The sequence below is a fragment of the Paracoccus amoyensis genome (assembly GCF_014490725.1).
GTDB classification, from domain to species: Bacteria; Pseudomonadota; Alphaproteobacteria; order Rhodobacterales; family Rhodobacteraceae; genus Paracoccus; species Paracoccus amoyensis.
Window position 1 is genome coordinate 650,380 of sequence record NZ_JACOQL010000001.1, and the last position, 21,371, is coordinate 671,750.

16 protein-coding genes and 1 pseudogene are annotated in these 21,371 nt (G+C 59.5%); 8 read left to right on the forward strand and 9 right to left on the reverse strand.

Annotated elements, in window-relative coordinates:
• The first annotated feature begins 70 nt into the window (after window positions 1-70).
• The 4 genes from H4P12_RS03410 to H4P12_RS03425 are packed head-to-tail and all read left to right on the forward strand — an operon-like array spanning window position 71 to window position 4,696.
• The gene (locus H4P12_RS03410) at window positions 71-571 is read left to right on the forward strand and encodes a TRAP transporter small permease (protein ID WP_187792175.1); all 501 of its coding nucleotides are present in this window, start codon (window positions 71-73) and stop codon (window positions 569-571) included.
• On the forward strand, window positions 571-1,887 hold the full coding sequence (locus tag H4P12_RS03415; RefSeq protein ID WP_187792176.1) for a TRAP transporter large permease: 1,317 nt from the start codon (window positions 571-573) through the stop codon (window positions 1,885-1,887). The genes H4P12_RS03410 and H4P12_RS03415 overlap by 1 nt, the downstream gene beginning before the upstream one ends.
• Window positions 1,884-3,194, forward strand: coding sequence for a malonyl-CoA decarboxylase (locus H4P12_RS03420; RefSeq protein WP_425498195.1), 1,311 nt, complete (start codon window positions 1,884-1,886; stop codon window positions 3,192-3,194). The genes H4P12_RS03415 and H4P12_RS03420 overlap by 4 nt, the downstream gene beginning before the upstream one ends.
• Window positions 3,191-4,696 carry a malonate--CoA ligase gene (locus H4P12_RS03425; protein WP_187792177.1) on the forward strand — a complete coding sequence of 502 codons (1,506 nt, stop codon included), beginning with the start codon at window positions 3,191-3,193 and terminating at the stop codon, window positions 4,694-4,696. Before H4P12_RS03420 ends, H4P12_RS03425 begins: the two co-directional genes overlap by 4 nt.
• A gap of 131 nt (window positions 4,697-4,827) precedes the next feature.
• Here H4P12_RS03425 and H4P12_RS03430 read toward each other — a convergent pair.
• Both H4P12_RS03430 and H4P12_RS03435 read right to left on the reverse strand, forming a co-directional pair.
• Window positions 4,828-6,219: pseudogene (locus tag H4P12_RS03430) on the reverse strand (carnitine 3-dehydrogenase); the annotation flags it as partial.
• Entirely contained in the window at window positions 6,213-7,118 is a 906-nt protein-coding gene (locus H4P12_RS03435; RefSeq protein ID WP_187792178.1) for a beta-keto acid cleavage family enzyme, read from the reverse strand. The gene H4P12_RS03435 and the pseudogene H4P12_RS03430, both read right to left, overlap by 7 nt.
• Window positions 7,119-7,217: 99 nt before the next feature.
• Here H4P12_RS03435 and H4P12_RS03440 point away from each other — a divergent pair, with 99 nt between their 5' ends.
• Complete coding sequence (locus H4P12_RS03440; protein WP_187792179.1) at window positions 7,218-8,186, forward strand: GlxA family transcriptional regulator; 969 nt, start codon at window positions 7,218-7,220, stop codon at window positions 8,184-8,186.
• Here H4P12_RS03440 and choX read toward each other — a convergent pair.
• The 5 genes from choX to H4P12_RS03465 all read right to left on the reverse strand — a co-directional run bounded on the left by choX (window position 8,175) and on the right by H4P12_RS03465 (window position 13,477).
• A complete protein-coding gene (choX, locus tag H4P12_RS03445) occupies window positions 8,175-9,113 on the reverse strand; it encodes a choline ABC transporter substrate-binding protein (RefSeq protein ID WP_187792180.1) in 939 nt (312 codons plus the stop codon). The two genes, H4P12_RS03440 and choX, sit on opposite strands and share 12 nt — an antisense overlap.
• Window positions 9,114-9,269: 156 nt before the next feature.
• A complete protein-coding gene (locus H4P12_RS03450; RefSeq protein WP_187792181.1) occupies window positions 9,270-10,787 on the reverse strand; it encodes a tripartite tricarboxylate transporter permease in 1,518 nt (505 codons plus the stop codon).
• 4 nt (window positions 10,788-10,791) lie between these two features.
• Entirely contained in the window at window positions 10,792-11,286 is a 495-nt protein-coding gene (locus H4P12_RS03455; RefSeq protein ID WP_187792182.1) for a tripartite tricarboxylate transporter TctB family protein, read from the reverse strand.
• A complete protein-coding gene (locus tag H4P12_RS03460; RefSeq protein WP_187792183.1) occupies window positions 11,283-12,224 on the reverse strand; it encodes a Bug family tripartite tricarboxylate transporter substrate binding protein in 942 nt (313 codons plus the stop codon). Before H4P12_RS03460 ends, H4P12_RS03455 begins: the two co-directional genes overlap by 4 nt.
• A 176-nt stretch (window positions 12,225-12,400) precedes the next feature.
• Complete coding sequence (locus H4P12_RS03465; protein WP_187792184.1) at window positions 12,401-13,477, reverse strand: ABC transporter substrate-binding protein; 1,077 nt, start codon at window positions 13,475-13,477, stop codon at window positions 12,401-12,403.
• Between the two features lie 77 nt (window positions 13,478-13,554).
• Between H4P12_RS03465 and H4P12_RS03470 the strand changes: the two genes are divergently transcribed.
• Together H4P12_RS03470 and H4P12_RS03475 are read left to right on the forward strand one after the other, a co-directional pair.
• The gene (locus tag H4P12_RS03470; protein WP_187792185.1) at window positions 13,555-14,226 is read left to right on the forward strand and encodes a response regulator transcription factor; all 672 of its coding nucleotides are present in this window, start codon (window positions 13,555-13,557) and stop codon (window positions 14,224-14,226) included.
• Window positions 14,223-15,620, forward strand: coding sequence for a sensor histidine kinase (locus tag H4P12_RS03475; protein ID WP_187792186.1), 1,398 nt, complete (start codon window positions 14,223-14,225; stop codon window positions 15,618-15,620). Before H4P12_RS03470 ends, H4P12_RS03475 begins: the two co-directional genes overlap by 4 nt.
• On the opposite strand, the gene H4P12_RS03480 is transcribed toward H4P12_RS03475, so the two are convergent.
• Window positions 15,617-17,269: an FMN-binding glutamate synthase family protein gene (locus tag H4P12_RS03480; RefSeq protein WP_187792187.1), complete on the reverse strand. Its 1,653-nt coding sequence runs from the start codon at window positions 17,267-17,269 to the stop codon at window positions 15,617-15,619. The two genes, H4P12_RS03475 and H4P12_RS03480, sit on opposite strands and share 4 nt — an antisense overlap.
• Window positions 17,270-17,659: 390 nt before the next feature.
• Window positions 17,660-18,646 (reverse strand): helix-turn-helix domain-containing protein, encoded by a 987-nt coding sequence (locus H4P12_RS03485; protein WP_187792188.1) that lies wholly within the window; start codon window positions 18,644-18,646, stop codon window positions 17,660-17,662.
• Between the two features lie 316 nt (window positions 18,647-18,962).
• Here H4P12_RS03485 and H4P12_RS03490 point away from each other — a divergent pair, with 316 nt between their 5' ends.
• Entirely contained in the window at window positions 18,963-21,344 is a 2,382-nt protein-coding gene (locus H4P12_RS03490) for an AI-2E family transporter (protein ID WP_187792189.1), read from the forward strand.
• Window positions 21,345-21,371 lie beyond the last annotated feature (27 nt).

Genomic DNA, 21,371 nt, shown 5'->3' on the forward strand with positions numbered 1-21,371 from the left:
CGAAAGGGGCGGGGCGTCTGGGCGTCCCGCCCGATACTTGAACAGACAGGAACACACAGGGGCTTTCGACATGCGCGGCGTGATCCGCTTTCTTGACCTGCTGGCGCGTATCAGCGGTGTTTTTGCAATGGCGCTGCTGCTGGCGGCAGTGCTGGTCGTGACGCAGATGGTCGTCGTGCGCTACTTCCTTGGCGCCTCGACAGTCTGGCAGACCGAATTCGTGATCTATGCGACAACCGCCGCGATGATGCTGGGGGCACCCTATGTCCTGTCGCTGAAAGGGCATGTCGGCGTCGATCTGCTGGTCGAGGCCGCGGGGCCGGGGCTGCGCCGTGTCCTTGCGCTGATCTCGGGCCTTGCCTCCTTGGGCTTTGTCGGCGCGATGGCCTGGTCAGGGGCGCATTTCCTGTTTCAGGCAGCAACACGCGGCTGGACCACCGACACGATCTGGGCGCTGCCGTTGTGGATACCATTCTGGCCGATCCCGTTTGCGATGGGCTTGATGGCGCTGCAGCTGATTGCGCAGATGATCGTCACCCTGACCCACGCCCAGCCTGAAGGAGCGGTCTGATGTCCCCAGCCATTGCAGGTTCTATCGTCTTGATCGCGATGCTTGTGCTGCTGGCCGCAGGCACGCCCATTGCGTTCGCACTTGGCTTTGTGGCGATCGCGGCGCTGGTCCTGACCGACGGCATTTCCGCGATCGACGGCGTGTCGGAAACCTTCTTCGCCGGGCTTGCCAATTTTGGCATGGTCTCGGTCCCGATGTTCATCTTGATGGGCGCGGCTGTTGCCAGCAGCCCAGCGGGCAAAGACCTGTATGAGGCGCTGGACCGTTGGCTGTATCGCGTTCCAGGCGGCATGGTCATGTCGAATATTGGGGCCTGCGCGTTGTTCGCGGCGCTGTCGGGCAGCAGCCCTGCAACCTGCGCGGCCATCGGCAAAATGGGCATCCCGGAAATGACCAGGCGTGGCTATCCAGACAGCCTTGCTGCAGGCTCAATCGCCGCTGGCGGCACGCTGGGCATCCTGATCCCGCCTTCTGTCACGATGATCGTTTATGGCATTTCGACAGAAACCAGCATCGGGCGGCTGTTCCTTGCCGGGCTTGTGCCGGGGCTGATGCTGACAGCGCTGTTCATGGCATGGGCGCTGTTTGACTGTTGGCGTAAGGGGATCGCGGTGGGCGATGTCGCCCGCCGCTTTACCCTGGCCGAGCGGTTGGAAAACCTGCCCCGCGTCCTGCCATTCCTGTTGATCGTTGCGGCGATCCTGTTCGTGCTTTACGGCGGCGTCGCCACCCCGTCCGAGGCTGCGGGCACGGGGGCGCTGATCTGTATTCTGCTGGTGGCCATCATCTATCGCATGTGGCGCGCCGGACCCATGGTGACGATCTTCCGCGACACGATCCGCGAAGCGGTGATGATCATGCTGATCATCGGCGCGGCAGAGCTGTTCGCCTTTGCCCTGTCATCGCTGTTCATCACCCAGACCGTGGCGGGCGCGATTGCCGGATTAGAGGTCAATCGGTGGGTGTTGCTGATCATCATCAACATCTTCCTGCTGATCGCAGGGTTTTTCCTGCCGCCGGTCGCGATCATCCTGATGTCGGCGCCAATCCTGATGCCAATCCTCGATTCCGCAGGGTTCGACCCCTATTGGTTCGCGGTCATCCTGACGATCAATATGGAGATCGGCCTGATCACGCCACCTGTCGGCCTGAACCTCTATGTCATCAACGGCATCGCGCCGCAGATTTCGTTGCGCGATATCCTTTACGGTTCGATGCCATTCGTTGGTATGATGGTGGTTGGGATGATCCTGCTGGCGCTGTTCCCGCAGATTGCCCTGTTCCTGCCGAACCTGATCATGGGGCCTGCATTGTGACATTGACCGCGCAGATATACGACCGGCTCAGCAGCCTTGTCGTCAGCTCTGGCTGGCGGCGGGGCCGGGCGGCTCCCGCACCAACGCCGGATGTTCTGATCGAAGAAGCGCGTCTTCTGGTGGGGCTCAACTCTGAACCACGGGTGATGGTGGCGGCGTCCGATGTGCTGAATGGTTATGACGCATTGGACGATTCGGGAAAGCGCGCGTTTTTTGACGGGCTTCGGGACGGGTTCGATCCCCCCGCCGACGCATTGGCACAGGCGGCGCAGGACTGGCTGAAGGCCCGCGATCCAGACGCGTTGGAGGCCTTGTCCCGCGCTGCGGAACCACCGCGTCAGGAATTGCTGCGGCGGCTGAACATGGCACCGGGCGGCACGGTGCAAGTGGTCAGAATGCGGGCAGACCTGTTGCGCCTGACGGGACGCGTTCCCGGTTTCGCCCGTGTCGATGCCGATTTTCGCCACCTGCTGCGATCATGGTTCAATCGCGGCTTTCTGCAACTGGTCCGCATCGACTGGCGCAGTCCGGCGCTTTTGCTGGAAAAGCTGATTGAATACGAAGCGGTTCACGAAATCCACGACTTCAACGATCTCCAGCGCCGCGTGTTGCCCGCCGACCGTCGCTGCTATGCCTTCATGCACCCCGCGATGCCGGACGAGCCGTTGATCTTCGTCGAAGTCGCGTTGACCGACGGATTGCCCGATTCTGTCCAGACATTGATCGACGAAAAGCGCGCCGCTTTGTCGCCGAATGATGTCGACACGGCCGTGTTCTATTCCATTTCGAACTGTCAGGCGGGACTGGCCGGAATCAGTTTTGGTAACCTGCTGATCAAGAACGTCGTGGCCGAGCTTTCCCGCGAACTGCCGACCCTGACGACCTTTGTCACCCTTTCACCCATTCCCGGCCTGCGGACATGGCTGCAACAGCGCGCCGATGCCGGCGAAGCGGCGGTCAGGACGCTGCTGGATGATCCGCAACCCGCCGCACTGTCGGCGCAGACCGCCCGCTATCTGCTGCTGGCCAAGGACGCAAAGGGGCGTCCGCTGGATCCTGTCGCCCGCTTTCATCTGGGGAATGGGGCCGAAGCGCATCGCGTGATCGTAGGGGCGAATACATCGCCGCGCGGCATGAAGCAAAGCCTTGGGATGATGGTGAATTATCTTTACGACAGCAAACGGATCGAGGCGCAGCACGACGAATTCACGGAACGTGGAATTATCGCTGCGCCCAAACGATTGCAGGACCTTGCCCGCAAGACCCAGACCGAGGCTGCGACAAAGAAGACGGACGGGAAAAAATGACCAATACGCTTTTTGATGCTTTGATGGAGATGAACAAGGAAACGGATCGCGATTTCCTGATCCTGCCCGACGGCGGCAGCCTGAGCTATCGCCAGATTTACGACCTGTCCGGCCAGATGGCGAATGAGTTGGAAACGCTTGGCGTGAAGCCCGGTGATCGCGTCGCCGTTCAGGTTGAAAAATCGCCCAGTGCTTTGGCGCTGTATTTGGCCACGCTGCGGATTGGTGCCGTCTTTCTACCGCTGAACACGGCCTATACGGCGTCCGAGATCGCGTATTTCATCGGCGATGCCACGCCAACCCTTGTGATCTGCGACCCGGCCCGAGAGGTGCTGCGCGATCAATTCATGGCGCAGGCTGCGACTTTGCGGACCATGGGGCCTGACGGGCAGGGCAGCTTTATGGATGCCGCACAGGCCCAGCCGGTCGAACATCAGCCGGTTGACCGTGATGGGAACGATCTGGCCGCGATCCTTTACACCTCTGGCACCACGGGGCGGTCCAAGGGCGCCATGCTAAGCCATGACAATCTGCTGTCGAATGCACGCACGCTGGTTGATGCATGGCGCTTTACCTCGGACGATGTTTTGCTGCATGCGCTGCCGATCTTTCACACTCACGGACTGTTTGTGGCATCGAATGTCATCATGCTGTCCAGCGGGGCAATGATCTGGCTGCCAAAATTCGATGCCGCGCAGATTGTGGGTCTGTTGCCCAAGGCGACCACGATGATGGGCGTTCCGACCTTTTACACCCGTCTGCTGGATCGTCCCGATTTCACGGCCGAACTGGTGGATCGGATGCGGCTGTTCACATCGGGCAGTGCGCCCTTGCTGGCGGAAACGCATCGCGCCTTTCAGGACCGCACCGGCCATCGCATTCTTGAACGCTATGGCATGACTGAAACGAATATGAACACCTCGAACCCCTATGACGGCGATCGCCGCGCGGGCACGGTGGGGCCGCCCTTGCCAGGGGTCGAATTGCGCGTCACCAGCGAAGGGGTCGAAGTGCCGCAAGGTCAGATCGGCATGATCGAGGTTCGGGGTGCCAATGTGTTTCAGGGCTATTGGCAGATGCCGGAAAAAACCGCCGAGGAGCTGGCCGTGGATGGCTGGTTCACCACAGGCGATCTGGGCCTGATCGACGATGATGGCTATGTGACCATCGTCGGGCGCGGCAAGGATCTGATCATCTCGGGTGGGTTCAATATCTACCCGAAAGAGGTTGAACTGCTGATCGACGACATGCCGGGTGTGCTGGAAAGCGCGGTGATCGGCGTGCCGCATCCCGATTTTGGCGAAGGTGTTGTGGCCGTCATTGCGCGGGCCAAGGATGTCGAGCCGAACCCCGAGGGCATCATTGCCGAGCTTGCAGCCAAGCTGGCGAAATTCAAGCAACCCAAAAAGATCATCGTCATCGACGAATTGCCCCGCAACACCATGGGCAAGGTGCAAAAGGCCGCCCTGCGCACCGAATACGGCAATCTGTTCACTGCCTGATCTGTCGCGCGGCAGCCACATCGGGTGCCGCGCGACAGATCAAGGGCGTTGACCGACGAAACGCCCCGCCGATTGCGGGCGGGAAAGATGGCTGTGGCTGTGCGCAAGGCCATGAGTGTTGCAGCAATATCGGCGGAAACGGCAGCAGCTTTTTTTGCACGCGCATCGACATGCAACAGCATCTGTTCGGCGGATGCCAGAACCTCACCCGTGTCCGCATTCACGATCTGGTGGAAAACGTGCATCCGCTTGTCGTCAGCATGCAGGATCTGGGTTTGCGTCAGATAGGCCTGCCCCTCATGCGCCTCACCCAGATGCATGATATGCGTTTCGACCGTGTAATAGCTGCGACCCGAGGCGATGTAATCCGCATCCACCCCGATCCGGGCCAGAAGCGCGTCCGTGGTATCGCCAAAAACCTGCAAATAGCGGTGTTCGGTCATGTGGCCGTTATAGTCGATCCATTCTGTCGGGACTGTGCCTGACAAAAGTTGCAGCGGCACGGTCCGGGCGTCCGGCGCGGTATCGCGAAGCATCTGTTCCTGCTGGCGCAAAACCGCGCCCGCGCCCCAGCCTTTGCCGCCTTGCTGACCCGCCAGCGCACGCAAAATCGCCACCAGATTGTCGTCGCGGATACGTTCCAGATCGCGGATCGAGCGCCCTTCGGCCTGCGCATCCGATTGATCCGAAATCTTGTCGATCAATGCCTGATCCATGTCCGGCACGTCCATCAGCTTGGTCCACGGCCATTTCAACGCCGGGCCAAACTGTCCAAGGAAGTGTCGCATCCCAGCTTCACCCCCGGCAATGCGATAGGTTTGGAACAGCCCCATCTGTGCCCAGCGAAGGCCGAAGGAATAGCGGATCACATCGTCGATTTCGGTCACGCTGGCGATGTCATCCTTGATCAGCCAAAGCGCCTCTCGCCACAACGCCTCCAGCAGGCGATCACCGACGAAAGCTTCGATCTCTCGCGTGATGGTCACGGGCTTCATTCCCAGAGAGGTATAAATTTCCGTGGCGCGCTGAATTGTTTCGGCGCTGGTTCGCTGACCGCCGACAATCTCGACCAGCGGCAGCAGATAGACCGGGTTGTAGGGATGCGCGACCACCAGCCGTTCCGGGTGCTGCATCCCTTGTTGCAGATCGCTGGGCAGCAGGCCCGATGTGGATGACCCGATGATCGCATCCGGGGGTGCTGCCGCATCAATCGCCTGCAAGACGCGGTGTTTCAGGTCCAGTCGTTCCGGCACGCTTTCCTGAATCAGATGCGCCCCTGCCACGGCCTGTTCCAGACTGTCGGCAAAGCGCAATCTGCCGCGTTCGGGCAAAGGTGCATTCAGCAGCGCGACAGTTGCACGTTCCGCATTCGCCAGAACCTCGGCCACGATCCGCTGGGCGTCGGGTGCCGGATCAAAGACATCGACATCCACCCCCGCCAGCAGCAGCCGCGCAATCCAGCCCGCGCCGATGACGCCGCCCCCGATACAGGCGGCTTTGGACAGCTTCACGCCGCTCACCACCGTTTCTCCAGTTTCAGTTTTTGCCGCACCTCGGCGGGCGTTAGCAGACAACCGCCCAATGTCTGCACAACCGTCGCCGCACGCGCGACCAGATCTTCGTTTGTCGCCAGAACGCCCTTGTCCAACCAGATGTTATCTTCAAGTCCGACGCGGATATTGCCGCCCGCCAGCATCGCCAGCGCGGCAAAAGGCAGCTGATTGCGACCGATGGAAAAGGCCGAGAATGTCCAGTCATCAGGCACGCTGTCGACGATGGCCTTGAAGGTGCCCAGATCATCGGGGGCACCCCATGGGATACCCATGCAAAGCTGGATCATCACCGGATCGTCGATCACGCCCTGCGCCTTCAGCCATTTTGCCAGCAGCAAGTGGCCGGTATCGAACACCTCGATTTCCGGGCGAACGCCCAGGGCCTGTATTTGCCGACCCATCTCTTTCAACATGGCCGGAGTATTGGTCATGACGTAATCGCCTTCACCGAAATTCATCGTGCCGCAATCCAGCGTGCAGATTTCAGGGCGCAATTCGGCGATATGGACCAGACGTTCGGCCGCGCCGACCATGTCGGTTCCTTCGGCATTCACGGGGAAAGGGGATTCGGTTGATCCAAGGACCAGATCGCCGCCCATGCCCGCGGTCAGGTTCAGCACCATGTCCACGCCGGAATCGCGGATGCGTTCGACCACCTCGCGATACAGGGCCGGGTCGCGGGCACCCTTGCCGGTGTCGGGGTCGCGGACATGGATATGGGCAATCGCCGCGCCTGCCTTTGCCGCCGCGATCGAGGATTCGGCGATCTGCTGTGGCGTGACCGGCACCTTGTCCGAACGCCCGGTCGTGTCGCCCGCGCCGGTGACGGCGCAGGTAATAAAGACTTCTCGGTTCGGGGTCAGTCCCATGGTTCGCGTCCTTGCTGTAACAAACTTTCGATCAGCTTGACGGATCAGCCTTTTTCTCATTTATCATATTGCGCAATCAACTTAACGAACTGCGCAAAGATGATTTTCGAGCGAACCGACGAAACCCTGACCGCAACAATCCTTGTCCTGCCCGAGGCATCCTTGATGAGCCTTGCCGCAACGCTTGACCCGATGCGGGCGGCGAACAGGATTTCCGGCGGCATGCCTTATCGCTGGAAGGTCGTGTCGATTGACGGCGCGTCGGTCCCTACCAGTTGCGGTTTGTCGATTCAGGTTGATTGTCCATTTTCGCCGCGCGAACGCGTTGACATGTTGATTGTCGTGGCGGCCTTTGGGGTGTTTCGCCACGCAACGCAAACAGTTCTGTCGGCAGTGCGTCAGGGCGCACAGCATGCCCGTATGATCGGCGGGGTCGAGGCGGGCAGTTGGGTATTGGCAATGACCGGGCTCTTGGATGACCGTCGCGCCACAACCCATTGGGAGGATCTGGAGGATTTCGCCACCCGATTTCCGCTGGTCAAGGTGATCCCCGACCGTTGGGTCGTGGACGATCACATCTTCACCACGGGCGGGGCCGCGCCAGCGCTGGACTTCATGCTGGCCATGATCCGCGCAAGGCAAGGCTTTGGCGAGGCGTTGAACGTCGCCAGCCTGTATGTCTACGAAGAAGTTCACCTGCCATCAGACGCGCAGCCGCTTGTGTCGATGGGCCGTATTGGCAAGCTGGAAAGGCGGGTTGCCAACGCGATCCGCGTGATGGAAGAACATCTGGAAGCGCCCCTGCCGGTCAGTGTGATCGCCAGCCGTTCAGGTTGTTCGGCACGAACGCTTGAAAACCTGTTCCGCGATTCTGTCCAGATCTCGCCCGGGGCTTACTATCTGTCGCTGCGGTTGCAGGCGGCGCGGCGGCTGATTGCGGACACGGATTTGTCGATGGCGGAAACGGCCGTGCGCACCGGCTTTTCATCCATCGCATCGCTGTCACGCGCATTCAGGCGGCAGTTCGGGCATCCCCCATCTGCCGCCCGGCACAGATCAAAGACCTAGGGCTTCCTTTGCGGCGGGCAGGGCAGGCTGGCCCTCCAAGGTCGTCACATCCGCCAGCCACGCATCCAGCGCAGCGGGATTTTCCTTTAACCAGCGTTCGGCGGCCTCGTCCGGGGCCATCGCCTCATCAAGGATATAGGTCATCATCACATCCTCGGCCTCGACGGTGAAGATCAGGTTTTTCAGGAACTTGCCAAGATTGGGGCAGTCTTTTGAAAAACCGACGCGGGTATTGGTCAACACCTGTGCACCGCCATCGTCGGGGCCGAATACATCGTCGCCATCGGTCAGATACTCGATCTCATAGCGCACATTCATCGGGTGCGGACGCCAGCCAAAGAACACGATGTCACCTTCGGACTGGATGGTCCGCTGAACCTGCGCCAGCATGCCCTGTTCACTGGATTCAACAAGTTCGAACCCGGACAGGCCGAATTTATCACCTTCGATCATTTCAAGGATCGTTGCGTTGGCACCGCTGCCCGATTCAATCCCATAGATCTGGCTGCCCAGCTGGTCCTTGAAGGCCGCAATGTCGGAATAGGTTTTCAGCCCGGCATCAAAGCTTTTCTTCGGCACGGCAAAGCCGATCTTCGCGCCTGTCAGATTGGTCTGGACGACCTCGATCTGCCCGGCCTCGACCAGCGGTTTCTGATTTTGCTCCTGAACGGGCATCCAATTGCCAAGGAAAATGTCGGTATCGCCGGATTTCAGCGATTCGAACGTCACCGCGACAGACAGGACCGAGACGTCCGGCTCATACCCCAATGCTTCCAGCAGAGTCGTCGCGACAGCCGTCGTTGCGGTGATATCGGTCCAGCCTACATCCGAAAAGCTGGGTGCCTGACAGGTTGCCGGGTCTTCCTGTGCGCTGGCTTGCGTTGCTGCAAGTGAGGCGAAAATTCCGGCTGCAATAATGCGCTTCATCGTCGTTCCCTCCGTTGTTGGATTGGCACGCGATGGTTCCGCCACCGTCATGCCCTAAGGGAAGTGTAAATGGCGTTTGGGCAGGCAGTTGGCAAATTCCGAAGCAATTTTTACAAGATACGAAAACGCCCGCCTGTTCAGCGGGCGTTTGAGAGTTCAGTCTTCGTCCGCCGCCAATTGCGACAGAACCTGCCCTTTGCCACGCGCCCGCATGATCAGCGGCACAACAAGGGCCAGCAGCGCGATCAGCAGCAACACTGCCGCAACGGGGGATTGGACAAGTGTGAACCAGTCGCCCTGGCTGATTGACAGCGCACGGCGCAGTTGCTGTTCTGCCATCGGACCAAGGATCAGGCCCACGACCAGCGGCGCAATCGGATAGCCGTAAAGCCGCATCACATAGCCCACGACGCCAAAGGCCAGCAGCATCCCCAATTCGAAGGTCGATGGGTTTGCGCCGATCGTGCCCAGGGTCGCGAACAACAGGATGCCCGCGTAAAGCCATGGGCGGGGGATGGTCAGCAATTTGACCCACAAGCCGATCAGCGGCAGGTTCAGAACCAGCAGCATGGCGTTGGCGATCAGAAGCGAGGCGATCAGCCCCCAGACCAATGTCGGATTGGTCGCAAACAGCAGCGGTCCGGGTTGCAGACCAAACTGTTGGAAACCGGCCAGCATGATCGCGGCGGTCGCCGTGGTCGGCAGGCCCAGCGTCAGCAGCGGGACCAGCGTGCCTGCGGCGGATGCGTTATTTGCGGCCTCGGGTCCGGCGACGCCTTCGATTGCGCCTTCGCCGAATTCTTCGGGATGCTTCGACAGTTTCTTTTCGGTCGCGTAGGAAAGGAAGGTTCCGATTTCGGCCCCGCCCGCAGGCATGGCACCGATGGGAAAGCCGATTGCGGTGCCGCGCAGCCATGGTTTCCATGACCGTGCCCAATCCTGACGATTCATCCAGACCGAACCTTTGACAGCCTCGACCTTGTCGTCCTCTTGGCCCGATTTGCCCGCGACATACAGAACCTCGCCCACGGCGAACATGGCGACGGCCATGGTCGTGACCTCGATCCCGTCCAGCAGTTCGGGCACTCCGAACGCCAACCGGGCCTGACCTGACAGTTGGTCAATCCCGATGCAGGCCAACGCCAGCCCGATGAACAGCGATGTCAGGCCACGAAGTGCCGAATCGCCAAATGCGGCCGAAACGGTGACGAAGGCCAGCACCATCAGCGCGAAATATTCACGCGGACCAAAGACCAGCGCCACCTTGACGATCCAGGGTGCAAGAAAGGCCAGCATCAGCGTGGCGATAAGACCCGCGACGAAAGACCCGATGGCCGCGGTCGCAAGGGCAGGGCCGCCGCGCCCCTTCCGGGCCATCTTGTTCCCCTCAAGCGCGGTAATGATGGAGGCACTTTCGCCCGGAGTATTCAGCAGGATAGAGGTGGTCGAGCCGCCATACATGCCGCCGTAGTAAATACCTGCGAACATGATCAGCGATCCGGCCGGGTCCAGCCGATAGGTCACGGGCAGCAACAATGCGACCGTCAGGGCCGGGCCAATTCCTGGCAAGACACCGACGGCTGTGCCCAGCGTCACCCCGATCAGCGCGTAAAGCAGCATCATCGGCTCGGAAGCAGTTGCCAGACCTTGAAGAAGAAAATCGAATGCACCCACGGGCTCAACCTCCGGGGAAGAACAGACGCTCAAGCGGCCCGGCGGGCAGATGCAGCATCAGAAGTTGCGAAAAAATCACCCAGACGACAAAAGACAGGGCGATCCCGATGGGCAAGGTCATGGCCAGATTGCGCTTGCCAAAGGCGCGGGCGACCATGGCAAAGAGAAATCCCGTCGCAATGGAAAATCCGGCCGGATGCAGCAGCAGTAACTGTGCTGCAAGGCCGCCAATGACCCACAGCACGGGGGATACCCGCTGATGTTCGGGATGACGGAAATCACCGCGAAACCCTTCGATCACGGTCCAGATCGACAGGCCCAGAATACAGAATGCCACGACGCGCGGAACGCTGGCCGGTCCGACGCCGGAATAGCCGCCCATATCGGCAAGGCGCGCGCTGTCCCACAGCATCACGCCAGCAAGCGCCGCCAATCCGGCCGCGATGATGAGCGCCGCCACAGGGTGGCGGCGCGCGTGTTGTTGATCGCCGGTGCTCATTTCACCAGACCGATTTCTTTCAGGATGGCTTCGGTCGCGGCAGTGTCTTCGGCCAGCTGCGCATCAAACTCGGCACCCGACAGATAGGTGTCCATCCAGCCTTTGTCGGCCAGCTGTTTCTGCCAGTTTTCCGATTTCACCATCGTTTCGATGTCGGCCTGAATCTTGGCCTTTTGTTCATCGCTCAGATCGGGGCCAGCGGCGACCATGCGCCAGTTTTGCAGGTCGATGTCCAGACCGGCTTCTTTCAGCGTCGGGGCGTCCACACCTTCCAGACGCTCGGGCGAGGACACCGCCAGCAGGCGCAATGTGCCAGCCTCGATTTGCGGTTGGAACTCGCCCAGCGAGGACACACCAGCGGTCACCTGATTGCCAAGGATCGCGGCCAGGGCTTCGCCGCCACCCGAATAGGCGATGTAGTTGATGGTGGTCGGATCAACACCTGCCGCCTTGGCAATCATGCCAACGGCGATATGATCGGTGCCGCCGGCCGAACCGCCAGCCCAGCTGACCGCGCCTGGATTTTCCTTCAGCGCCGCGACAAGACCCTGCATGTCCTGAATTTCAGAGGCTGCCGGAACCACGATAGCTTCATATTCGCCGGTCAGGCGCGCAATGGGGGTGACGTCGGCCAGCGAAACGGGCGAATTGTTGGTCAGGATCGCGCCAACCATGACATAACCGCCAACGATCAGCGCGTCTGCATTGCCTTTGTTCTGGCTTGCAAATTGCGCCAGACCAATCGTGCCGCCAGCGCCGGGCACGTTCTGAACCTGCACCGAGCCCGAGATTCCGTCTTCCTGCATCACCGTCTGCATGGTGCGTGCGGTCTGATCCCAGCCACCGCCGGGGTTCGCCGGGGCGATGATGGTATAGTCGGCAAATGCTGGAACGGCCATCGCACTTGCGAAAAGGCCAGCAAGAACAAAACGCTTCATGTGTTTCCTCCACAGATTCCGGGGTCGGGCGTTGCCACCCGGTTAGGTCTATTTTGTGTTGATCGGGACCGCGCCTCTCCCAAAGCGCAAGTCACCCTCCTGAACCCGCATGATTGCGGGCCTGAGAAGGTTACAGCACAGGAACCTGTCATGGACCTGACATTTTTTGAAAAAACTTAACGGGTGGAAATCGCGGCGGACCAGCGGGCAAGCAGCTTCGCCCGCGTTGCCTGATCCAGATAAGCCAACAGGCCCGGGGTCACCGGCACGGGGCGCAGGCGCAGATCGGACAGTTCCTCCATGCCACCTGCGGGCGATTGCTGACCTGCCACCTCAAGACTGACGGCGGAAAGGCGCAATGTCTGCGACAAAAGCAACTGCCCGTCTCGTGACATCAGGAAGGCGAGAAATTCTGCGCCCAGATCCGGCTCCCGCGCTGCCGTCGGCACCACCGCGACCCGAGAGACGACGACCGTGAAATCTCTGGGCAAAATCATTCCGATATTTGGATGTGTCCGCGCCCATTCTGCTGCATAAGAGCCCAGCAGGTTATAGCCCAGCGCCAGCCGCCCATCACTGATCCGTTCCAACAGATCGCTGGTCGTTGGATATTGCTGTATCTGGGCGCGGCCCATTGCCTCGATCACCGACCAGATGCCGGGGTATAGTTCCTGATCGCGGGCAAGGAACAGATAGCCGACACCCGACCGCGTCACGTCATAGGTGCCGACGCGACCAAAGGCGGTTTCTGGATTTTCAGCAACCCACCGGACCAGATCGGCGCGGGTGGCGGGCGGTTCACGCCCTGCAAAGCTGGGTTTGTGATAGGCGAAAACCGCAGGTTCGAACGTCAGAGCATAAGCTGTGTCGCGCCAGTTTGCCCAATTTGGCCAACTCGGCGTGTCTGGTGTCTGAACCGGGCGCGCAAATCCGTCATTGGCCAGCTTGACCTGTAAATCCATGGCGGAGGAGAAAACGAAATCTGCCGTCGCACCGTTTTCCGTTTCAGCCACCACGCGATCATGGATTTCGCCGGTCAACAGATTTTCGTAATGCACAGCCACATTCGGGCGGGTTTTCTGAAACGCATCGATCAACGGCGCCGCAAGGTCGTTGTCCAGCGATGAATAGATCGACAATTCCTGCATTGTCTGGCCCGATTGCGCAGGAAATTCCGCAACCTCTGACAGGGAAGCCCCCGGCAGCAGGATCGCGACGCTGGCTATGGCTGGCACAAGGGCGGTCAAACGCATGATAGTTTAGATTGCCCCAGCCGTTACCCGTTCACAAGCGTGATGCGGAACGCTAGGGTTTCGATCAAGGGGGACAGATGCGGATATTACTTGTCGAGGACAACCTGTCGCTTGCCGATGGTTTGTCGGCGTTGCTGCGTCAGGCGGGTTATGCGGTTGACGTGGTCCATGACGGCGTCTCGGCCGAGGCATTGGCATCGGTCGAGAATTTCGATCTGGTGATCCTTGATCTGAACCTGCCGCAGATGGACGGGCTAGAGGTTTTGCGCGCCATGCGGGCACGTCGCAATCCGGCCGCCGTCATGATCCTGACCGCACGCGGAACTCCCGAGGAGCGCGTAAAGGGGTTGGATCTGGGGGCGGATGATTACCTGATCAAGCCCTTTGATATCGGCGAATTCGAGGCGCGGATTCGATCTTTGCTGCGCCGTCAGGCCGGGCTGCGCACCGCGAGGATCAATTTCGGTGAACTGACCTTTGACCAGAACAGTCGCAGTTTTTCACTGGGCCCGCAGATGCTGGATCTGCCCGCACGGGAACGCGGCTTGCTGGAATTGTTGATAACCCGCGCAGGAAAAGTTGTCCCGCGTGAAGCGATCATCCAGTCGCTGACCTCGCTTGATGACGATCTGTCTGCCAATGCGATCGAACAATATGTCAGCCGGCTGCGCAAACGCCTGGCCCCCGCCGGTTTGACGGTAAAGACGGCACGCGGCATCGGCTATTTCCTTGACCGGGTTCAGGTTTGACGCAGCGCCGGCCATTTTCGATCAGACGCAGACTTCTGCTGTGGCTGCTGGTGGCGACGGCGGTGTTCGGCACGCTTGCCCTGATCGATACATGGCGCGAGGCGGTCAGGATGGCGAACCTGCTGTCAGACCGCGTTCTGGCCGGATCGGCGCTGGTCATCGCCGAACGGGCTTCGCTGGATGACGACGGCAACATCACCATTGATATCCCTTATGGCGCGCTGGAGATGCTAAGCTCGACCGCTCAGGACCGCGTGTTCTATCGAATTGATGGCCCGCCCGGCCATGTCGTCACCGGTTATCCCGATTTGCCAACGGCCGAACAGGCGCAGCAGGGCGGTTCGCCGGTATTCGTGGACGGAATTTACAAGGACGCGCCAGTCCGTCTGGCAAGTCTGGCACGCGCGGCATCGACCGGCATCGATGAGGTGCCGTTCGTCGTCACCGTGGCCGAAACGACGAACGCACGCGAACAGTTGACGCAAGCCATCATGACGCGATCCGCCCTGCGGCTGGCGCTGATGATGCTGGGCGCCGCGATCATCGTGGCGATTGCCGTGACCGTATCCCTTCGTCCCTTGCGACGCCTGGGTGAAGCGATCGCTGAGCGCAGTCCGGATGATCTAAGCCCGGTTGAAACCTCGGTTCCGTCCGAGGTGCGGGGGCTGGTCGCCACGATCAATTCCTTCATGCTACGGCTTGATTCCGCGCTGGACGGGTTGCGGAATTTCACCGGCAACGCTGCGCATCAGTTGCGGACACCGCTGGCGGTGGTGCGCACGCAACTTGCACTGGCGGCGCGATCCTCGAACCTGACCGAAGCGCAGTCCGCCGCTGCGAAAGGGGATGCCGCCGTCGCCCATGCCGAACGCATCCTTGGCCAGCTTTTGTTGCTGGCAAAAATTGATGGGGAATCAGGGCTGGAGCCAGACCCGTTGGATCTGACGGTCTTCGCCCGTGAACAGACCGCAGAACATATTCCGGCGGCGGCCGAAGCGGGTATTGATCTGGGATTTGAAGGCCAGGGCCCCCTGCCCATTCGCGCTGAACCGCTGCTGCTGGCCGAGGCGCTGCACAACCTGATCTCGAACGCGATCCTTCATACCGGCCCGGATACGGTCGTTACCGTTCGGGTCCGCCGAGAAGATGGCCACGCGATCCTTGAGGTCGAAGACAACGGACCGGGTATTCCCGCTGACGAGCGCGGTGCCGTGGTCCGGCGCTTCACCCGCGGGCAGACACCGGGCGAGGGGATGGGCCTTGGGTTGCCCGTGGTCGATGAAATTGCCCGGTTGTTTGGTGCGCAGCTCAGCCTGCACGAGCGAGCCGAAGGGCAGGGGTTGTGCGCGCGGATCAGTTTTGCGATCGATCCGCGCATCACGACGGGAAGTTAGGCTGCTCGCGATTTCTTGCGGAACGGTCCGAAGGGGATTTCGGACGGTGCAAAGGTCTCTGCCGACGCGCGGTCCCAACGATCATGCCATTCCCCCAGTTCGGGAATTTCTTCGCTTGCGACCAGAAAGCCATTGGGCAGATAGGCGTAAACCTCGTTCCCGTCGTTGAATTCGTTATCTTTCTGACGGAACATGAAGTGATAGGGCATGAAATCGCCCGGATGGGTCAGCCCGGCGGCGCCGGCAAGTTCGCCAAGTGCGTGCATGGTGTTGTGGTGAAAACGCGCGACACGGTCGCTTTTGTCACCCACATCAATCGCTTTCTGGCGTTTGCGATCCTGCGTTGCGATGCCTACCGGACATTTGTTGGTATGGCATGCCTGTGCCTGAATGCAGCCGACGGCGAACATGTAGGCACGCGCCGAGTTGCACCAGTCCGCGCCAAGCGCCAAAGCACGGGCAATATCAAACGCCGACGTAATCTTGCCCGCTGCGGCGATCCGAATATCCTTGCGCAAACCTGCGCCGCGCAGCGTGTTGTGCACAAAGGTCAGCCCTTCCTGCATCGGCATGCCCACGCGGTTCGCAAATTCCAGCGGCGCGGCACCAGTGCCGCCTTCCTTGCCATCCACGACGATGAAATCGGGCGTGATCCCGGTGACCAACATCGCCTTGACCATACACATGAATTCGCGACGGTGGCCGATGCAAAGCTTGAACCCGACCGGTTTGCCACCAGAAAGCTGGCGCAGCAAACCGATGAAGTTCATCAACTCGATCGGTGTGGAAAAAGCACTGTGCGAGGGAGGCGAGATGCAGTCGATCCCCATGGGAATTCCGCGCGCCTCGGCAATCTCGGGCGAGATTTTTGAGGCCGGCAGCATCCCCCCATGGCCCGGCTTCGCCCCTTGGCTCAGCTTCAGCTCGATCATCTTGACCTGCGGATCCCGAGCCTGCTGTGCAAATTTTTCGGGCGAGAATGTGCCATCATCATTGCGACAGCCGAAATACCCCGACGCGACCTGATAGATCAGATCGCCGCCACCCTGACGGTGGTAACGGCTGATGCCACCTTCGCCCGTGTCATGGGCGAAGCCACCCTTCTTTGCCCCTGTATTCATTGATAAAATAGCATTTCCCGACAAAGAGCCAAAGCTCATGGCTGAAATGTTGTAGATGCTTGCGTCATAAGGCTGTGTGCAGTTCGGGCCGCCGATTTTCACACGAAAATCGTTGTCCCTGATCTCGACCGGTGCTGCCGAATGCGTGATCCACGCATAGCCAGAGCTGTAGACGTTCTGGGTGGTGCCGAAGGGGCGTTTATCCTCGACCCCTTTTGCACGCTGATAGACCAAAGCCCGTGCTTCACGGCTGAACGGTTCTTCGTCGCGATCGCTTTCGATCATGTATTGGCGGATTTCAGGACGGATGCTTTCCAGCAAGAACCGCATATGTCCAATAATGGGATAGTTCCGCAGGATCGAATGTCGTTTCTGACGCAGGTCACCGATGCCCAGGAATGTCATGCCGATTGCAATGACGGCCAAAGCGGCCCACCAGAAATTCGTGTAGACTATCGCAAGTAGGGTCGCCAGAACTGCGGTGATGCAGAAAATGATGAAGATGGCGTAGCGTGGGTAAAGTTTCATGGGCGCTGACCGGTAAGATCCGTCTTATGAAAAAAAATTGCGCTCTATTACCATAAGAAAAGCGGTGCGTCCCATGGGGAATCGATCAATTTTCCGGAAGCAGAAAGCGGCTTGACCAGCGTTGCGGTGCTTTCGCACCAAGCAACGCTGGTCTGCCCGTCAAAACGGGTAGCCGCCAAAAGCGTCGAACTTATTCGAATGCATACATTTTGAAAGAACTACCTGAAACCCTCACGAACGCTCGATGAAGCACCCGGCGACAAGGGTTCTTTGCTGGATATCGAACGGCTGGGTCAACACAAACTGAACCAATCGTTCACGGCTATTTGCCTTTTTTGCCCTTTGTCTCATTTAGTTTCTTCGCTGTCTCAATCTGGCAGGTTATCAGACCTATTTCACCTTTGATAACCAATGACTCCAATCGTGATCTTTGTGTGCAGACGTTCTTGCTAACGTCAGACCAAAGGCGATCTGACGGCATTCGCGCGGACTGACGCCGAATGCGCGCTGAAATGAAATGGAAAAAGTGGAAGGATTGTTGAATCCCCACCGTTCGGCAATCTGGCCAATTGTCTTGTGACTTAGCTTGGGGTCGACAATTTCCGCGCGGCAGCGGTGCAGCCGTCGAAGGCGCACATAGGTCACGAAACCCCCCTTGGTATCCATGATCCGGTAAAGCGTCGCCCGCGAGATGCCGAACTGTGCCGCGACCTGATCAACGGAAAGCCGCAGATCGCCAATATTCTGTTCGATATGACGCCGCACCGCCAGACGAATGCCTTCTGTCATGGCAGCCGTATTTTCTGGCCCGAACTCGCCGTTCAGCGCCGTTGCGATCATCGCCACGGTCGGAGCCTGCAATGCGGCGACGTCCTGACAGGTCAGATCCGGACCGGATTGATGCAAGGCGATCAGATGGCTTCGCAATAGCGAAACAAGCGGTCGGCTGGCGGACAATTTGCGTGCGCCATGCGCGTCGGGATCATGCAGATGAGGCTCCAACAACCGCCGAGGCACCGCGATGTCGATTGACTTGTATTCACCACAATTGGTCTTGACCGCCTGCGTCATATCCAAAACCAACATGTCGCCCTGATTTATCAGGTTGTCCCGGCCGCTGCCGACGACTTCGCGGCTGCCGCGCAGATAGACCTGCAATAGATAAAAATCGGACCCGTCAGACGCGATTTGTGCCGTTGATCGCTCGGTTTTCTGGCTGCTGCTTTCGATCGTTCCAAAGATCAGTTCATGTGCCTGATAGGCGTCCACCTTGGCATAGAACCGTCCGCTTGTAATCGCGGGGATATCCCAGACCGGTGCTGCAGCTTCTCTCCACGCCGAAATCCTCTGGTTTTCGGGGATCAGATCAGTGTCCATTCGAGAACGCGGAAGCTTCGACACAGAGACGCCCGTGATTGTTTCATCTGACAGCGACTTTGATCAATGGAATCTTAATTTACAATAAGTTTAACGGGTTATGGAAGAATTCCGTTTCGGACGCCGGACCGCGTAACAGCAGCGAAAGCCAAGGCCCGATTACCTGCGGGTGACATTTGTTTGTCCACAATACGGTCGACAGTTCGTGAAATACCCGGCAGTCTGCGAAATTTCTGGGCGCCAGGCTGTCAGATCAGGCAACGAACTGACCGTTAAAGGCGTTCTGACGTAACTACTCTCGATTTTTGGGCACATAATGGCAAACGACCTTTTTCCCGATCGCCCCGTCGGGCCAAGCGACGGACAACAGGGTGACATCGTCCGCCTGGCTGCATGGCTGATCGTTGCGACGATTCTCATCGGCGCACTTTATGTTGGGCAGGGGGTGCTGATCCCGTTGGCAATCGCCTTTCTGATCAGCTTTGCGCTTAGTCCGTTGGTCGGGTGGCTTTCGCGGGTCGGAATTCCTCGGATATTGTCGATCTGCATCGTCATGCTCGCATTGTTCACCTTGATCGCCGGACTGGGATTGATCGTGGGATCGCAGCTGCGCGCGCTGAGCGCTGAACTGCCGACCTATCAATCGACGATGCGGGAAAAAATCGACAATCTCGCCAAGCAGTTTGAAGGGCCGGGAATTTTCGACGGTGCGATTCAAACGGTCGATACCGTCCAGAAAGAGCTTGTGAATGCGGTGCAGGATCAAGACAGCGATGAACCGCCTGCGCAGCGCGTTCAGGTGATCGACCCGCCGGGCGCACCATTTCGGACCGCGTTGGAATGGTTGACCCCGGCTGTTGCTCCGCTTGCTACGGCTGGCATTGTTTTGGTCTTTGTCTTTCTGGCCTTGCTGGATCGCGGGGATCTGCGTGATCGACTGATCCATCTGCTGGGCGGGAACTTGCACCGATCCACGGATACGCTGCAAGAAGCCGGCAAGCGTATCTCGAAATACTTGCTGATGCAGGTCATGGTGAACGTGGCCTATGCGATTCCGCTGGGCCTTGGGTTGTGGCTGATCGGTGTGCCGGGTTGGCTGCTTTGGGCTGTGCTGGCGTCGTTTCTGCGCTTTATCCCCTATGTCGGCCCAATGCTGTCCGCGATCTTTCCGCTTAGCCTTGCCTTTGCCGTCGATCCGGGCTGGAGCATGGTTTTGCTGACCCTTGTCCTGATCGTGTCGTTAGAGGCCATCAGCGGCAACGTCCTTGAACCTGTATTGTATGGAACCAGCACCGGTCTGTCGGCGCTGTCGCTGATCGCGGCGGCGACATTCTGGACGGCCCTGTGGGGACCGGTTGGCCTGATCCTGTCCACACCGCTGACCGTTTGTCTGCTGGTGATCGGGCGCAATCTGCCGCAATTGCAGTTTCTGGATACGCTGCTTGGCTCGACCCCTGTGCTTGATGTGCCAACGCGCATCTATCAGCGCCTGCTGGCCGGTGAGCCCGATGAAGCGATTGAGATCATCGACGATGTCATCGAAAAAGACGGCAGTGTGACCGAATTTTACAACGAACACGGTATCGCTGTCCTGCGGCAGGTCAGCGAAGACTATTTCACCAATGCACGCGCCGAGCATCGGCTTCGCGTTGCAAATGGCATGGACGAATTGCTGGATGATCTCAGACAGGAATATCCCGCGACGATTGATCCCGCTGCGGTGCCGCGCGTGGCCTGTATTGGCGGGAAGTGGGAAATTGACAGCGTCGCCTGTGAGATGTTGTCCCATGCCCTGATGCTGGATGGCATCGCATCCATGCAGCGCCGGGCGGGCGTCATCACCTCGCGATATGTCGACGATCTGGAACTGGACGGGGTGCAGATCATCTGCCTCAGCTATTTCAGCCGAGAGCCGTCGCGTTCCGCCCGCACCTTCATCCGCAGGCTGCGCCATCGCTGGCCGGACAAGGAAATCGTGCTGGCGCTGTGGAATGCACCAGCAGAGCTTCTGGAACCAGAGGGCTTTCAGGCTTTGGGCGCAGATGCTGTCGTGACCTCGATCAACGAAGCTGTGCGTCGCATCCAGCACATGCTGCGCCCTGAAGATATCAAGGCGAGCCAGACCGCCGAAGCGCCCGGGAACGATTCCGATCGGGTCGCGGCGCTGAAAGCGACGGAGGTGCTGGATGGTCATGCCCGCGAAGATCTGGACGCGCTGGCAAAACGTGCAGCCGACGTGTTCGACGTGAAATTCGCCGTGATCTCGGCCATCGACCGGACGCAGGAATTCATCATCGGGCAAAGCAAGGACCTGCCCGGAAAACGCACCGAGGATGGCACCGACATGATTGTCATGCCCCGCGATGAGGCGATCTGCGATCACGTCGTGGCCTCGGGTGAAACGCTGGTTGTCAATGATACCGATCGCGATCCGCGCTTTGCCGAACATCCCGCAATCCAACTTTGGGATACGCGTTTCTATGCGGGGGCGCCGCTGATGACCGCAGATGGATTTGTGCTTGGCGCGCTGTGCCTGCTGGACACCGAGCCGCGCAAGCTGGACAAGGCAGAGCTTGAGCTGTTGGATACGATGGCTGCGGATGTCGTATCGCTTATCACCGGCGATGATGCGGTCGAGCCGGAACAACGCCCGGAAGAACCTGCATCCGCGACTGTCGGGCAGGCATTGCCAAAATAGAGATGGGGCCGTTGGTCGCCCGATAGC

Bases quoted from the DNA above. Each gene is read 5' to 3' on its own strand.
- H4P12_RS03470 (WP_187792185.1), top strand. From the start codon at position 13,555: ATGCGGATATTACTTGTCGAGGACAACCTGTCGCTTGCCGATGGTTTG.
- H4P12_RS03410 (WP_187792175.1), top strand. From the start codon at position 71: ATGCGCGGCGTGATCCGCTTTCTTGACCTGCTGGCGCGTATCAGCGGT.
- H4P12_RS03460 (WP_187792183.1), bottom strand. From the start codon at position 12,224: ATGAAGCGTTTTGTTCTTGCTGGCCTTTTCGCAAGTGCGATGGCCGTT.
- H4P12_RS03465 (WP_187792184.1), bottom strand. From the start codon at position 13,477: ATGCGTTTGACCGCCCTTGTGCCAGCCATAGCCAGCGTCGCGATCCTG.
- H4P12_RS03485 (WP_187792188.1), bottom strand. From the start codon at position 18,646: ATGGACACTGATCTGATCCCCGAAAACCAGAGGATTTCGGCGTGGAGA.
- choX (WP_187792180.1), bottom strand. From the start codon at position 9,113: ATGAAGCGCATTATTGCAGCCGGAATTTTCGCCTCACTTGCAGCAACG.
- H4P12_RS03425 (WP_187792177.1), top strand. From the start codon at position 3,191: ATGACCAATACGCTTTTTGATGCTTTGATGGAGATGAACAAGGAAACG.
- H4P12_RS03455 (WP_187792182.1), bottom strand. From the start codon at position 11,286: ATGAGCACCGGCGATCAACAACACGCGCGCCGCCACCCTGTGGCGGCG.
- H4P12_RS03440 (WP_187792179.1), top strand. From the start codon at position 7,218: ATGATTTTCGAGCGAACCGACGAAACCCTGACCGCAACAATCCTTGTC.
- H4P12_RS03490 (WP_187792189.1), top strand. From the start codon at position 18,963: ATGGCAAACGACCTTTTTCCCGATCGCCCCGTCGGGCCAAGCGACGGA.
- H4P12_RS03435 (WP_187792178.1), bottom strand. From the start codon at position 7,118: ATGGGACTGACCCCGAACCGAGAAGTCTTTATTACCTGCGCCGTCACC.
- H4P12_RS03480 (WP_187792187.1), bottom strand. From the start codon at position 17,269: ATGAAACTTTACCCACGCTACGCCATCTTCATCATTTTCTGCATCACC.
- H4P12_RS03415 (WP_187792176.1), top strand. From the start codon at position 571: ATGTCCCCAGCCATTGCAGGTTCTATCGTCTTGATCGCGATGCTTGTG.